This is a genomic window from Nocardioides sp. SYSU D00038, assembly GCF_016924665.1.
In the GTDB taxonomy this organism is placed as follows: Bacteria; Actinomycetota; Actinomycetes; order Propionibacteriales; family Nocardioidaceae; genus Nocardioides.
In genome coordinates this window covers 1-14,690 of sequence record NZ_JAFFJT010000005.1, presented here as the reverse complement: position 1 = coordinate 14,690, position 14,690 = coordinate 1, and the positions used below count along the sequence as shown (strand labels likewise).

Sequence of the window (14,690 nt, the reverse complement as noted above, 5' to 3'; positions counted from 1 at the left end):
GCGAACGCGGGCGTGCGCACCGTTGCCCGGGCGGGGCGTGGGGTGGCGGTGGGTGAGCCTCCGTCTCCACCTCGCGAACGGGGGCGTGCGCACCGTTGCCCGGGCGGGGCGTGGGGTGGCGGTGGGTCAGCCTCCGTTTCCACCTCGCGAACGGGGGCGTGCGCACCGCTGCCCGGGCGGTCCGTGGGGTGGCGGTGGGTGAGCCTCCGTTTCCACCTCGCGAACGAAGGCCTGCGCACCGCTGCCCGGGCGGCCCGCCGGGGTGGCGGTGGGTCAGCCTCCATCTGCACCTCGCGAACGGCGGCCTGCGCACCGCTGCCCGCGACGCCCCGCCTCAGTCGCGCGACTCCCACTGGAGCGCGCCGACCAGCACCATCCGCAGCTGGGTGCGGGCCCGCTCCGCGATCCGCCGCTCGGCGACCGAGCCCGGCGCGGCGAGCAGCACCGACTCCACGGTGCTGACCATCGCCATCACGATCAGGTTCGACAGCACCTGCACGTCCTCGGGCGACCACGGGTCCATGCCGGGGATCCGGCGCAGGTCGGCGGCGAGCTCGCGCTCGCACAGCTCGATCTCGTGGCGGATCGCCTCGCGCACGGGCAGCGGGCCGGCGCCGCGCTCGCGGGCGATGAACATGAAGTGCTCGCGCTGCGCGTGCACGTGCTCGACCAGGATCCGCACCGAGCCGTCGATCATCTCGGTCAACGACGTCGCGCCGGCCTGGCGGACCTCCTTGAGCATCGCGCGCAGCGACTCGAAGGACTCGTCGACCAGCTCGAGCCCGAGGTCCTCGATCGAGGTGAAGTGGCGGTAGAAGGCGGTCGGCACGATCCCGACCTCCTTGGCGACCGCGCGCAGCGACAGCGCGACCAGGCTGCTGTCCTCGCACAGCCGCAGCGCGGCGTCGAGGATCGCGCGCCGGGTGCGCTCCTTCCGCTCACCACGGGTGGCGGGCGGGGGAGCGGACGTCGACGGCACCCCACGATCGTAGGCCAACCCCACCCCCGTACCCCGGTGCACAGGTGTCCACCGTCACGGGAGCCCGTGGCGACCATCACCCGCCCTTCCCCTTGACCCTGCTGGGAGCCCTTGGGACAGTTTGAGTGTACGAACGTTCACTGAACTTCGACCCGAGGAGACCGCCGATGAGCACCACCGACGCTCCGGCGATGCGCAGCGGCCAGCCGCTCGCGCTGGGGCAGCGCCTGCTGCGCTCCCGCGTCCTGGCCGCGCTGGCCTCCCCCCACGGTGTGGACCGCTACCTCGAGCAGGTCAACCCGATGTGGGCCGCCCACGAGGTCCGCGCCAAGGTCGTCGACGTCCACCGCGAAGTCGACGTGCCCGGCCACCCGCCCGTCGCCACGATCACCCTCCAGCCCACCTCGACCTGGCGCGGCCACCGCGCCGGCCAGCACGTGCAGCTCGGCGTCGAGGTGCACGGTGCCCGCCGTACGACGCGGGTCTTCACCGTCTCCAGCCCCGACTCGCGCCACGGCGACCGGTTCACGATCACGCTGCGGGCCAACCCCGACGGCGTGGTCTCGCGGTTCCTCGTCGAGGAGGCCACCCCCGGCACGATCGTGCACCTCTCCCAGGCCGAGGGCGACTTCGTGCTGCCCGACCGGGTGCCCGAGCACGTGCTGTTCCTCTCCGGCGGCTCCGGCATCACGCCGGTGATGTCGATGCTGCGATCGCTGCAGCGCCGCACCCACCGCGGCCGGGTCACCTTCGTGCACTACGCCCAGAGCCCCGAGCACCAGATCTTCGCCGACGAGCTCGACCGGGTGCGGCGCTCGGGCGACGGCATCGACGTCCACCTGCTCCACCCCGAGCTCGGCGACCCGAACCTCTCGCCGGCGTTCCTCGAGCGGCTGGTGCCCGGCTACCGCGACGTGCCCACCTGGGCCTGCGGGCCGGCCCCGCTGATCGAGGCCGTGCAGGCGGCGTACGACGGCTCCGAAGCGCTGCGCGTGGAGTACTTCAAGCCGCCGCGGGTCGCCGACGCCGGCACCGCCGAGGGCTCGGTCGCGTTCAGCCGCTCCGGCAAGGAGGCGCCCAACACCGGGGCCTCGCTGCTCGAGCAGGCCGAGGCACTCGGCCTGAAGCCCGAGTTCGGCTGCCGGATGGGCATCTGCTTCTCCTGCACCTCGCGCAAGAGCGAGGGCACCGTGCGCAACGTCCTGACCGGCGAGGAGTCCTCCCTGCCGGACGAGGACATCCGGATCTGCGTCTCCGCCCCCGTCGGCGACTGCGTCGTCGACGTCTGAGAAGGGAGCACCACATGAGCACCACGACCAGCACCCCCACCAGCACCTCCAGCGGCACCCAGGCCAGCACCCAGGCCAGCACCCAGGCCACCATCGACCCGGACGCCGTCCGCCGGCTCACCACCGAGGAGCTCGACCGCTTCGGCGAGGAGCTCGACGCGATCCGGCAGCGGGTGATCGCCGACCTCGGCGAGGCGGACGCGTCGTACATCCGCGAGGTGGTGCGCCGCCAGCGCCAGCTCGAGGTCGCCGGCCGCGCCCTGATGTACCTGCCGCCGGCCTGGCCGCTCGCGGTCGCCGCGCTGAGCATCTCCAAGATCCTCGACAACATGGAGATCGGCCACAACGTCATGCACGGCCAGTACGACTGGATGGGCGACCCCGGCCTGAACTCCCGGATGTACGAGTGGGACAACGTCTGCCCCAGCGACCAGTGGAAGCACAGCCACAACTACATCCACCACACCTACACCAACATCCTCGGCAAGGACCGTGACATCGGCTACGGCATCCTGCGCATGGACGAGGACCAGAAGTGGCACCCCTACTACCTCGGCAACCCGGTCTACGCGTTCCTGCTGATGATCTTCTTCGAGTGGGGCGTGGCCATGCACGACCTCGAGGTCGAGAACATCGTCTCCGGCAAGCGCAAGGTCTCGGAGAACAAGGCGCTCCACGCCGGCATCATGCGCAAGGTCAAGCGCCAGGCGATCAAGGACTACCTGCTGTTCCCGGCGCTGACCGGCCCGCTGTTCCCGCTGACGTTCGCCGGCAACGCCACCGCCAACCTGGTGCGCAACATCTGGGCGTTCAACATCATCTTCTGCGGCCACTTCCCGGCCGGGGTGGCGACCTTCTCCGAGGAGGAGTGCGAGGACGAGTCGCGTGGGCAGTGGTACTACCGCCAGCTGCTCGGCTCGGCCAACATCACCGGCGGCAAGCTCTTCCACGTGATGACTGGCAACCTCAGCCACCAGATCGAGCACCACCTGTTCCCGGACCTGCCGGCCCGGCGCTACCCGGAGATCGCCGAGGAGGTCCGCGACATCTGCGAGCGCTACGGCCTGCCCTACAACACCGGGCCGCTCGGGAAGCAGCTGTTCAGCGTGGCCAAGAAGATCTGCCGGATGGCGCTGCCCGACCGCAAGCCGGCGCCGGCGTCCGAGCCCGACGCCGCCGTCCGGCCGGTCGCGGCGGCCTGAGGTGCCAACCGGGCGCCGAGCGGTCAGACTGGTGACCATGAGTGACCCGGAGCACCTGTCGAAGGCCGAGATCGGCAAGGACGCGATCCAGTCGACCGCCGAGGCCGCCGCGGTGGCGGTCGGTGAGGTCGCCTCGATCATCACCACGGCCGTCAAGGACGTCGCCACCGCCGTGGGCGGCTTCGCCACCGAGGTGTTCGAGATCCGCGAGGCCGCCCGGCGGGCGGGCGACGACGGCAAGGTCGAGGACGGCGTCGCGGACGCCGAGGCCTGATCAGCCGAACGACATCCGGAAGTCGGCCATCCGGAACGACGCGAGCGCCCGGCGGCCGTGCAGGAAGCCGAGCGGTCCGTCGGCGGCGAAGTCCCAGCGGCCCCAGCACGGCAGCGCCTTGGCCGAGCCCTGGAGGGTCGCGGTGGCCGGGCGGGTGTGCCCGTCGACGGGCGGCTGCCAGGTGCCGCCCTTGAACGGCGCCCGCAGCATCCCCCGCGAGACGTCGCGGAACCGGGCGTGCGCGATCGGTCGCCGCTCGAGGCTCGCCCCCCACTCGGTGGAGGTGTACGGGCCGGTGCGCTCGCTCTCGAGCGTGAAGTCGCACAGGCCCTTCGGGATCGCCCACAGCGCCCGGCCGCCGGCGACCGAGGCGGGGGAGTCGACCCAGATGTCGGTGATCGTGACCCGCCGGCCCGCGTCGTCGGTGCGCAGCGGCCGCGCGACGAGCAGCTCGGAGTAGGTCAGCGGGCTGCCCTCCTCGTAGGAGACGAACGCCGCGCCGTAGATGCCCGCCGGGCGCAGCCCGTCGACCGGCTGGGGCACCCGGAACAGCGAGAGCCACAGCTGGCCCACCATCCGCCACGGGGCGTCCGGGTAGGCGACGTCGAGGGGGGCGTCGGCCGGTGAGGTCATGGCGCGAGACTAGAACAGGCGGGGAGCGGCCGCGAGGGGGCCGCCCGCTTTCTGGAATGACGCCCTGTCAGAACGCTCGGTCAGGCCGGGAGGACCGGACCGGCGGCCGCGACGTCGTGCGGCAGCCGCCGGGCCGCCGAGGCCAGCACCCACGCGGCGACCAGCATGCAGCCGGCCATCAGTCCGAACGAGAGCCGGTAGCCCTCCGCCTGGCCGAGGCGGGCCAGCGGCACGGCGAGGCCGGCGCCCAGGCCCGAGACCAGCAGCGTCCAGCCGAACGCCTGGGTGCGGATCGCCGGCGCGACGATCCGGCCGACCAGGGGGTAGAACGCCGGCTGCCAGACCCCCATGCCGACGCCGAGCAGCACGCACTGGGCCACCGACACCCCGCTCCACGGCGTCACCGCCAGCAGCAGCAGGCCGGCCGAGGTCGTCAGCACGCCCGCGGCGATCACGGTCGGCAGCCGCTCCCAGCGCTGCGTCGCGATCGCCCGACCCGCGGCCCGGGCGCCGAGGACGATGCCCACGACCGTGCCCGCGCCGTACGCCGTCTGCACGAGGCCTCGACCCAGGGCGTCGAAGGCGTGCTCGCGCTCGAAGAACAGCGAGAGCAGCTGGGTGACCCCGATGAACGCCGCGCCCAGCAGGAACGCCGCCACCCAGAGGCGGCGGATCGTCGGCATCCCGGTGATCGCGCGACGGGCGGCGCCGAACCCCACCCGCGCGACCGGAGCGGCGGTCGCGACGGGTGCCGGACCGCGCGACGGCTCGCGCAGCGAGAGTGCGGCCGCGACGAGCAGCCAGGTCGGCACCGCGATGAGCACGAACGTCCAGCGCCAGCCGACGAGCAGCCCGAGCCCGCCGACGGCCAGGCCGAGCACCGTGCTGAGCGGGGTGGCCAGCCGGTGCACCTGGAAGGCGCGGGGCTGGTCGACGGGTCGGTAGTAGTCGACGAGCAGGCTGGGGTGGACCACCTCGTTGGAGGTGCGGGCGATGCCGGAGAGGGCCCGGGCCAGCACCAGCACCCAGACCGCCCACGCCGCGCCGGTGAGCACCGACATCGCGCTCCAGACCAGGGCCGCGACCACCACCAGCCGCACCCGGGCCACCCGATCGCCGAGCCAGCCGAGGGGGAGCGCGCCGAGCATGATGAATAGTCCGGCGACTGCCCCCACCGCCACCACCTGGGCGTCGGAGAGGCCGAACGCGTCTCGCAACTCCGGGGTCAGCGCGGCGAAGGCGAGCCGGTCGAGCTCGTCGACGAGGTTGAGGCCGAAGAGCACCGCGAGCGGCGGCAGCGTCCAGCGGGCGTCCGGCGTCCGCCGCCGGGGCGGCCGCTCCCTCATGTCGGCGATCGTGTGGCACCGCGATGTCAACTGTCAACGCACTGTCACTTCGGGGAGATCCGCCCTAGGGTCCTGGCATGGACTTCGTGCCCGCGTCGGCCGACCACCTGCCACCGCCCCAGCGGATCACCGACCGGGTCGCCGGCTCCGCGGGTCGAGCGGTCGGCTACGGCCGTCCCGGGCCCGACGCGCCCAACGTGCTGGTGGTCGTGCTCGACGACGTCGGCTTCGCCCAGCTCGGCTGCTTCGGCGCCGGCATCGACACCCCGCGGATCGACGCGCTGGCTGCCGAGGGGCTGCGTTACCAGCGCTTCCACGTCACCTCGGTCTGCTCCTCCACCCGCGCCGCGCTGCTCACGGGGCGCAACCACCACGCCGTGGGGATGGGGGTCACCCAGGAGGCCGCGATGGGGTTCCCGGGCTACACCGGGCGGATCCCGCGCTCGGCGGCGTCGGTCGCCCGGCTCCTGCGCGAGTCCGGCTACAACACCATGGCCGTCGGCAAGTGGCACCTCACGCCCCGCACGGAGTACTCCTCGGCCGGGCCGTTCGAGCGCTGGCCGCTGGGCCTGGGCTTCGAGCGCTTCTACGGCTTCCTCGGCGCCGAGACCAGCCAGTGGTCACCGGAGCTGGTGCGCGACAACACCCACGTCGACCCGCCCGCCACCCCCGAGGAGGGCTACCACCTCACCGAGGACCTGGTCGACCAGGCGATCCGGATGATCCAGGACCAGCAGCAGGCCGAGTCGCGCAAGCCGTTCTTCTGCTACCTCGCCACCGGTGCCGCGCACGCACCGCACCAGGTCGCCGCGGAGTGGGTCGAGCCCTACCGGGGCCGCTTCGACCACGGCTGGGAGGCGTACCGCGAGGAGGTCTTCGCCCGCCAGGTGGCGGCGGGCGTCGTCCCGGCCGGCACGGTGCTCACGCCGCGGCCGTCGTGGGTGCCGGCGTGGGACGACCTCGGCCCCGAGCAGCGCCGGCTCTACGCCCGCTACATGGAGGTCTTCGCCGGCTTCCTCGCCCACACCGACCACCACCTCGGGCGGCTGCTCGACTTCCTCGACGAGCGCGGCCTGACCGACGACACGCTGGTGATGGTGCTCTCCGACAACGGCGCCAGCGCCGAGGGCGGCCCCACCGGCACCCTCAACGAGGCCGCCGGCTGGCTCGGTCTCCACGAGGACGAGCAGACCGCGCTCGGGTCGGTCGACGCCCTCGGCGGCCACGACACGTTCAACCACTACCCGTGGGGTTGGGCCTGGGCCGGCAACACCCCGCTACGGTTGTGGAAGCGCTACGCGTGGCTCGGCGGGGTGCGCACGCCGCTGGTGCTGCGCTGGCCGAGCCGGGTCACCGACCCCGGAGCGGTGCGCGACCAGTTCACCCACGTCGTCGACCTGTTCCCGACCGTGCTCGAGGCGGCCGGTGTGCCGGTGCCCGCGACCGTCGACGGCGTGAGCCAGCAGCCGGTCGACGGGACGTCGTTCCTCGCCAGCATCGGCGACGGCGGTGCCGCCGAGCACCGGCACCTGCAGTACTTCGAGATGATGGGCTCGCGCGGCGTCTACGCCGAGGGCTGGAAGGCCGTCACCGACCACGTCGCCAACCAGTTCGGCGAGCGCGACCACCTCGAGGGCAGCCACGACCACGCCACCGACCGGTGGTCGCTCTTCGACCTGCGCGCGGACTTCTCCGAGAGCACCGACGTCGCGGCCGACCACCCCGACGTCGTACGCCGGCTCGAGGGGCTGTGGTGGGCCGAGGCGGGCCGCAACCAGGTGCTGCCGCTCTTCGAGTTCCCCCAGTCGATGGCCCACCTCCACCCCGGCGAGTTCCCACCGCCCGCCGAGGGCGTCTACGCGCCCGGCGGGGGACCGGTGCAGGAGCCGCAGCTGCCGCCGACCGGTGGTGGGTTCGTGCTGCGGGCGGAGTTCGCGGTGCCCGAGTCGGGGGCGGAGGGGGTCGTGGTGGCGCTCGGCGACCGGCACGGCGGGTGGGGGCTGCACCTGCTCGCGGGCCGCCCGGTCGCGACGTTCGCGCTGCTCGACGCGACGACGCGGGTCGCCGCCCCCGACGCCGTGCCGCCGGGGGAGCACGTCGTCGAGCTCGTCTACCGGCCCGCCGGGCGCGAGCGGCCCGCCCGCGCGGAGCTCCGCGTCGACGGATCGGTGGTGGCCGACGAGCCGGTGCCGGGGCTGATGTTCCTGCCCAACCTGTCCTCGTCGGGCGCCGGTCTGCTGGTGGGTCGCGACCGGGGGCTCGCCGTCTCGACCGACTACACCCCGCCGTTCGAGTTCACCGGCGAGCTGCGCCGGGTGGTGCTGCGCAGCGGCCGCCCGGAGGACGACGCCGAGCGGGCCGCGCGGGTGCGGGCGGCGGTGGCCGGTGACTGAGCAACCTGGGCGGTCGAGCGGTGCGGTCGGGCTGCGCGAGCGCCACAAGCGGTCGACCCGCCGGTCGCTCGAGGACGCCGCGCTGCGGCTCTTCGCCCGCGACGGCTACGACGCGACCACGGTCGAGGCGATCGCCGCCGAGGCCGGGGTCTCGCCGCGCACGTTCTTCCGCTACTTCGCCGCCAAGGACGAGGTGCTCGACATGGGGTGGCAGGAGCGCCGCACCCGCCTGACCGACCTCGTCGCCGCGGCGCCGTCCGGCCTCGACGACCTGCCCGCCGCGGCGAGCGCCCTGGCCGCGATGGCGACGGAGTTCGAGGGCGAGCGGTCGCGGGTGCGGCAGCGGGCCCGCGCCGTACGCACGTCGGCCGCGCTGCGGGGTCGCACCGCCGACACGATCACCGCCTGGGAGTCCGCACTCGCCGGCGGGCTGGCCGCCCGCCGCGGCCTCCGCGCCCCCGACCTCCGCGCCACCGTGGCCGCCGCGACCGCGGTCGCCGTCTGGCGCACCGCCTTCGCCGCCTGGCTCCAGGCCCCCGCCGGCCCGCTCGCCCCGCACGTCGAGGCGGCGTTCGAGGCGGTCGGCATCCCTGGTGGTTGAGGACGGCGTGCAACGCCTGTCTCGAAACCCGGTGGCCGGCAAGAGCCCTCCGGTGGGGACGGGAGGGCTTTCGGGTGCGGGGGTTTCGAGACAGTTGCCAGCGCAACTTCCTCAACCAGCGGTTAGTCCTCGGGGTCGTCGAGGCGGGCGAGCCAGGTGGCGAACCGCTCGATGGGGGTCTCGAAGTCGGGGTGGACGTCGACGAACGCCTGGAGCTGGTCGGCGACCCAGGCCAGGGTGACCTCGTCGTCACCCCGGCGCTGCTGGAGCTCCTCGATGCCGCGGTCGGTGAAGTACATGGCCTACGAGAAGGCCTTGCCGACCAGGTCCTTCTGCTCGGCCTGGTGCCGCTTGACCGTGCCGACCGACGGGGACGACGACGCGGCGCGGGTGACCGGCTGCACCTGGGCGTCGACCTCGGGCCACACGTTCAGCGCGTAGTGCGGCCAGGGGCCCATGTTCGCCGGCTCGTCCTGCACCCAGCGCAGCGCCTTGAGGTGCGGGTAGCGGGCGATCTCGGCACGGATGTCGTCCAGCGGGGCCGGGTAGAGCTGCTCGACCCGCGCGATCGCGAACCGCTCGGCGTCCTCGCGCTTGGCGCGCTCCACCATCAGGTCCCAGGTGATCCGGCCCGAGCAGACCAGCAGCGTGTCGACCTTCTCGGGGTCGGCGCCGGCGTCGCTGAGGAACGGCCGGAACGTGCCCGAGGTGAAGTCGCTGGGCTGCGAGGCGGCCTCCTTGCGCTTGAGCATCGACTTCGGCGTGAACACGATGAGCGGGCGGTGCTCCTCGCCGAGCGAGTGCGAGCGCAGCAGGTGGAAGTACGACGCGGGGGTCGACGGCTGGGCCACGGTGAAGGCGTCGTCGGCCGCCATGGTCATGAACCGCTCGATCCGGGCGGAGGAGTGATCGGGACCCTGGCCCTCGTAGCCGTGGGGGAGCAGCAGCACGACGCCGGACTGCTGGCGCCACTTGGTCTCGCCGGAGGTGATGAACTCGTCGATCACCGTCTGGGCGCCGTTGACGAAGTCGCCGAACTGCGCCTCCCACAGCACCAGCGCCTCGGGCCGGGCCACGGAGTAGCCGTACTCGAAGCCGAGCGCGGCGTACTCGGAGAGCAGCGAGTCGTAGATGTAGAACTTCGCCTGGTCCTCGGTGAGCGACGACAGCGGCGTCCACTCGTCGGCGTTGACCCGGTCGATGATGGTGCCGAAGCGGGACACGAAGGTGCCGCGACGGGAGTCCTGGCCGGCCAGGCGCACCGGGCGGCCGTCCATCAGCAGCGAGCCGAAGGCGAGGATCTCGCCGGTGCCCCAGTCGATCGGGCCGTCGGTGATCGCGGTGGCCCGGCGCTGCAGCTGCGGCATCACCTTGGGGTGCACGGTGAACCCGTCGGGCGGCGTGACGTAGGCGTCGGCGATCCGCTTGAGCACCTCGGGCGAGACCGAGGTCTGGGTCTCGCCGGCGGGCTTGTCGGGGTAGTCGGGGACCGTCGTCCACTCCGAGGGCTGGGTCGAGGCGTCGCGCACCTCGGTGAAGACGCGCTCCAGCTGCTGCTGGTAGTCGCGCAGCACCTGCTCGGCCTCCTCGATCGTGATGTCGCCACGACCGATCAGCGACTCGGTGTAGAGCTTGCGCACCGAGCGCTTCTGCTCGATGAGGTCGTACATCAGCGGCTGGGTGTACGACGGGTCGTCGCCCTCGTTGTGCCCGCGCCGGCGGTAGCAGACCAGGTCGATGACGACGTCCTTGTTGAACGCCTGGCGGTACTCGAAGGCGAGCCGGGCGACCCGGATGCAGGCCTCGGGGTCGTCGCCGTTGACGTGGAAGATCGGCGCCTGGACCATCCGGGCCACGTCGGTGCAGTAGAGCGACGAGCGCGACGAGCCGGGGGACGTGGTGAAGCCCACCTGGTTGTTGACGACCACGTGGATGGTGCCGCCGGTGCGGTAGCCGCGCAGCTGGCTCAGGTTGAGCGTCTCGGCCACGACGCCCTGCCCCGCGAAGGCGGCGTCGCCGTGGACGAGCAGCGGCAGCACGGGGTACGCGGCGCCCTGGTCGAGCACGTCCTGCTTGGCCCGGGCGATGCCCTCGAGCACCGGGTCGACGGCCTCGAGGTGCGAGGGGTTGGCGGCCACCGACACCTTGATGGTGTCGCCGGAGCCGGCGACGAACTCGCCCTCGGCGCCGAGGTGGTACTTCACGTCGCCGGACCCCTGGACCGTGCGCGGGTCGATGTTGCCCTCGAACTCGCGGAAGATCTGGGAGTACTTCTTGCCGACGATGTTGGCCAGCACGTTGAGGCGCCCGCGGTGGGCCATGCCCATCGTGACCTCGTCGAGCCCGACCTCGGCCGCGGCCTCGCAGATCTCGTCGATCACCGGGATGGTGGTCTCGCCGCCCTCGAGGCTGAACCGCTTCTGCCCGACGAACTTCGTCTGCAGGAACGTCTCGAACGCCTCGGCCTGGTTGAGCTTGAGCAGGATCCGCAGCTGCTCCTCGCGGGGCGGCTTGGTGTGCGGCTGCTCGACGCGCTCCTGGATCCAGCGGCGCTGCTCGGGGTCCATGATGTGCATGTACTCGATGCCGGTGGTGCGGCAGTAGGAGTCGCGCAGGATGCCGAGGATCTGGCGCAGCTTCATGAACCGCCGGCCCTCGCCGCCGAACGAGCCGGTGGCGAACTCGCGGTCGAGGTCCCACAGCGTGAGGCCGTGCGACTCGATCTCGAGGTCGGGGTGGCTGCGCTGGCGGTACTCCAGCGGGTCGGTGTCGGCCATCATGTGGCCGCGCACCCGGTAGGCGTGGATCAGCTCGAGGATCCGGGCCTGCTTGCTGATCTCGTCGTCGTGGGACGTCGAGATGTCGTTGGACCACCGGATCGGCTCGTAGGGGATCCGCAGCGAGCGGAAGATCTCGTCGTAGAAGTCCTCCTCGCCGAGCAGCAGCCCGTGGATGCGCTTGAGGAACTCGCCCGACTGGGCGCCCTGGATGACCCGGTGGTCGTAGGTCGAGGTGAGGGTCATCACCTTGCTGATGGCGTTGCGGGCGATGGCGTCCTCCGACGCGCCCTGCCACTCCGGCGGGTACTCCATCGCGCCGACGCCGACGATCGCGCCCTGCCCCTTCATCAGGCGCGGGACCGAGTGGCTGGTGCCGATGCCGCCGGGGTTGGTCAGCGAGATCGAGGTGCCCTTGAAGTCGTCGACCGTCAGCTTGTTGTCGCGGGCCTTGCGGACGACCTCCTCGTAGGCCGTCCAGAACCCGGCGAAGTCCATCGTCTCGGCGGCCTTGATCGCCGGGACGAGCAGCTGGCGCGACCCGTCGGGCTTGGGGACGTCGATGGCCAGGCCGAGGTTGATGTGGGCCGGCGTGATCAGGTTGGGCTTGCCGTCGACGACGTCGAACCCGACGTTCATCTCCGGCATCGCCTTGACCGCCTTGACCAGCGCGTAGCCGATCAGGTGGGTGAAGGAGACCTTGCCGCCGCGGGCGCGGGCGAGGTGGTTGTTGATGACGGTGCGGTTGTCCCACAGCAGCTTCACCGGCACCGAGCGCACCGAGGTGGCGGTGGGGACGGTCAGCGACAAGTCCATGTTCTGGGCGGTGCGCGCGGGGGCGCCGCGCAGCACGGTGTACGTCGGCTCGTCGCTCGCCGCGGCAGGGGCGGGCGGGCGCGACTCCTTGGGCATCGGGTTGGTGGTGCCCTTCGCCGGCTCGGCGGCCTTGGCCGCCGGGCGGGGCTTGGCCACCGGCGTCGGGGTGCCGCCGCCGGGGGTCGCGAGGGCCTCGGTCTTCGCGCCGGCCTTCTGCTCGGCCTTCTCCTCGGCCTTCTCCTCGGTCTTCTGCTCGGTCTTCGCGTCGGCGGGCTTCGCCTCGGTCTTCTGGTCGGGCCGGGCCTTCGCGTCGCTCTTGGGCTGCGCGGTGGCGGCGGGCGCTGCCGAGCGCGGCGCGGCGCCGTTGGTCTCCGAGCCGCTCGCGCCCCCACCGGTGCCGGCGCTGCCGTTGGCCGAGCCGTTGCCGAAGTAGGCGGCCCACGAGGGGTCGACGCTCGCGGGGTCGGCGTCGTACTGGTCGCGCATCTCCTCGACCAGCCACTCGTTGGCGCCGAAGTCCTCCGGGACCGCGGTGGATGACTGAGGGGTGTCTGACGACTGCGTCACGACGTGCTGCCTCTTCCGGAAGTGCGCTCGGGTGGGGTTCCAGTGGTCAAGGCTAGTCCCCCGGTCCAGCAAATGCAGGGGTGAGGGTCGGCTTTCGGGCAAGGTGTAGTGAGGGCCACAGCGACGCGCGCCCGTGACCCACGGACAAGGGGAGGTCCACACCCATGCACACGGCCCGACGACGACCCCGGAGCGCCTCGGCGCGGGGCCCGGCGGTGGTCACCGCGGCGCTGCTCGCGACCCTGCTGGCGACCCTGCTCGGCGGCTGCACCGGGGACGACGAGCCCGACGCCGGGCCGTCGCGGTCCGCGGCCCCCGAGGCGGCGGGCGAGCTCGCCACCCGCACCACGATCGGCAAGGTCTCCGGGCGGCTGCGCCCGGCCGGGCGTCAGCCGCTCAAGGACCAGCTGACCGCGCTCGTGGACCGCTGGTGGGACGCCGCCTACCTCGGCGCCTACCCCCGCACCGACTTCGAGCAGGCGTTCCCCGGCTTCACCAGCGGCGCCCGCCGGGAGGCACGGCGCCAGCAGGACCTGATGACCAACGCCGCCACGGGCGCCGAGCTCCAGGGGGTCACCCCCACCAAGCGCGAGCTGCGGCTCGACGTGCTCGCCCTCGACGGCCGCCCGGTCGGGGTCACCGCGGTCTTCGTGCTGCGCTACGACACCGCCGGCGCGACCGAGCGCAACGAGCGCGTCGCCGGCTCGCTGTTCCTCACCAAGGAGCGCGGTCGCTGGCGGATCTTCGGCTTCGACGTCACCAAGGGGGCCTCGGCATGACCCGCACCGCCCACCAGCACCGTCCTCGCCGCCGGCGCGGCCGGCTCGCGAGGCTGCTGTCCACGACCCTGCTCGGCGGCGTGCTCGCCGTCTCGGCGCTGGTGGTCCCCGACTCCACGGTGGCCCCCACCGACATGGCTCTGGTCAAGGTGCCGCGCGCCCAGGGCGTCGATGCACCGCGCGACGTCGTCTGGATCCTCGCGGTGGGCTCCGACGCGCGCCCGGGTCAGCTGATGACCGAGACCCGCGGCGACGCGCTCCAGCTGGTCGGCATCAACACCCGCACCGGCGCCGCCACCGGCTTCGCGATCCCGCGCGACTCCTACGTGCCGATCCCCGGCCACGGCTCCGACAAGATCAACGCGGCGCTCTTCTTCGGCGGGCCGCAGGTGCTGGCGCGCGCGGTGGGCGATCTCGTCGGTATCCGGCCGCACTACGTGTTCGTGACCCGGTTCGAGAAGTTCGAGGAGATGATCAACGCGATCGGCGGCGTGACCGTGCACAACCCCCGCCGCTTCCACGACGACTCCATCAAGCCCAAGGGCTTCCGGGCCGGCCGCCTCCACCTCGGCGGCTACGACGCCCTGGCCTTCTCGCGGATCCGCTACAACCTGCCGCGCGGCGACTTCGACCGGTCGCTCAACCAGCAGCGCACCCTGCGCGGCATCCAGCGACAGGTCGCCGACCGGGCCCGGCAGCGCGGCTTCATCGAGCGGGGCGTGCTCAGCGCGCTCAAGAACATGGCCACCGACGCCTCGCCCACCGAGGTCTACCGCCTGGCCCGGGCCGTCGCGGCGGTGCGCCCGGGACGGATCACCACCTGCCTGGTCGAGGGCGGCATCGGCAACGTCGGCGGGGCGAGCGTGGTGATCCCGGACGTCGCCCGGATCCGGCGGCTCGGTGACCGGGCGCGCGACGACGCCACCCTCGAGGGCGGCTGCTGAACGACGCCGGGTCGGGGGGGGCGCGCGGGGGGGGGGGGGGGGCGGGGGGGGGGGGGGGGGGGGGGGCCCGGGGGGCGGTGGGGCCCCCCG

General features: G+C 72.9%; 12 protein-coding genes. 7 read left to right on the top strand and 5 right to left on the bottom strand.

Features of this window, described 5'->3' with window-relative positions; all coding sequences use genetic code 11:
- Window positions 1-334: 334 nt before the first annotated feature.
- The gene (locus JT721_RS00975; protein ID WP_205471024.1) at window positions 335-979 is read right to left on the bottom strand and encodes a TetR family transcriptional regulator; all 645 of its coding nucleotides are present in this window, start codon (window positions 977-979) and stop codon (window positions 335-337) included.
- Window positions 980-1,146: 167 nt separating this feature from the next.
- Here JT721_RS00975 and JT721_RS00970 point away from each other — a divergent pair, with 167 nt between their 5' ends.
- Genes JT721_RS00970 through JT721_RS00960 form a run of 3 tightly spaced genes read left to right on the top strand, consistent with a single transcriptional unit; the run spans window position 1,147 to window position 3,744 of the window.
- The gene (locus JT721_RS00970) at window positions 1,147-2,268 is read left to right on the top strand and encodes a ferredoxin reductase (protein ID WP_240339905.1); all 1,122 of its coding nucleotides are present in this window, start codon (window positions 1,147-1,149) and stop codon (window positions 2,266-2,268) included.
- Between the two features lie 14 nt (window positions 2,269-2,282).
- Window positions 2,283-3,470, top strand: a complete 1,188-nt coding sequence (locus tag JT721_RS00965) for an acyl-CoA desaturase (protein WP_205471023.1) — start codon at window positions 2,283-2,285, stop codon at window positions 3,468-3,470.
- 37 nt (window positions 3,471-3,507) lie between these two features.
- A complete protein-coding gene (locus tag JT721_RS00960; RefSeq protein ID WP_205471022.1) occupies window positions 3,508-3,744 on the top strand; it encodes a hypothetical protein in 237 nt (78 codons plus the stop codon).
- Here the strand turns inward: JT721_RS00960 and JT721_RS00955 are convergent, their stop codons facing one another.
- On the bottom strand, window positions 3,745-4,377 hold the full coding sequence (locus JT721_RS00955; RefSeq protein ID WP_205471021.1) for an acetoacetate decarboxylase family protein: 633 nt from the start codon (window positions 4,375-4,377) through the stop codon (window positions 3,745-3,747).
- An 80-nt stretch (window positions 4,378-4,457) separates the two neighbouring features.
- On the bottom strand, window positions 4,458-5,723 hold the full coding sequence (locus JT721_RS00950) for an MFS transporter (RefSeq protein ID WP_205471020.1): 1,266 nt from the start codon (window positions 5,721-5,723) through the stop codon (window positions 4,458-4,460).
- 77 nt (window positions 5,724-5,800) lie between these two features.
- Between JT721_RS00950 and JT721_RS00945 the strand changes: the two genes are divergently transcribed.
- On the top strand, window positions 5,801-8,116 hold the full coding sequence (locus JT721_RS00945; protein ID WP_205471019.1) for an arylsulfatase: 2,316 nt from the start codon (window positions 5,801-5,803) through the stop codon (window positions 8,114-8,116).
- Window positions 8,109-8,717, top strand: a complete 609-nt coding sequence (locus tag JT721_RS00940) for a TetR family transcriptional regulator (protein WP_205471018.1) — start codon at window positions 8,109-8,111, stop codon at window positions 8,715-8,717. Before JT721_RS00945 ends, JT721_RS00940 begins: the two co-directional genes overlap by 8 nt.
- Window positions 8,718-8,839: 122 nt before the next feature.
- On the opposite strand, the gene JT721_RS00935 is transcribed toward JT721_RS00940, so the two are convergent.
- Window positions 8,840-9,016, bottom strand: a complete 177-nt coding sequence (locus tag JT721_RS00935) for a DUF6104 family protein (RefSeq protein ID WP_205471017.1) — start codon at window positions 9,014-9,016, stop codon at window positions 8,840-8,842.
- A 3-nt stretch (window positions 9,017-9,019) separates the two neighbouring features.
- Window positions 9,020-12,877 carry a multifunctional oxoglutarate decarboxylase/oxoglutarate dehydrogenase thiamine pyrophosphate-binding subunit/dihydrolipoyllysine-residue succinyltransferase subunit gene (locus JT721_RS00930; protein ID WP_205471016.1) on the bottom strand — a complete coding sequence of 1,286 codons (3,858 nt, stop codon included), beginning with the start codon at window positions 12,875-12,877 and terminating at the stop codon, window positions 9,020-9,022.
- Between the two features lie 164 nt (window positions 12,878-13,041).
- Between JT721_RS00930 and JT721_RS00925 the strand changes: the two genes are divergently transcribed.
- Both JT721_RS00925 and JT721_RS00920 read left to right on the top strand, forming a co-directional pair.
- A complete protein-coding gene (locus JT721_RS00925) occupies window positions 13,042-13,656 on the top strand; it encodes a hypothetical protein (protein ID WP_205471015.1) in 615 nt (204 codons plus the stop codon).
- Window positions 13,653-14,600 carry an LCP family protein gene (locus JT721_RS00920; protein ID WP_205471014.1) on the top strand — a complete coding sequence of 316 codons (948 nt, stop codon included), beginning with the start codon at window positions 13,653-13,655 and terminating at the stop codon, window positions 14,598-14,600. The genes JT721_RS00925 and JT721_RS00920 overlap by 4 nt, the downstream gene beginning before the upstream one ends.
- Window positions 14,601-14,690 lie beyond the last annotated feature (90 nt).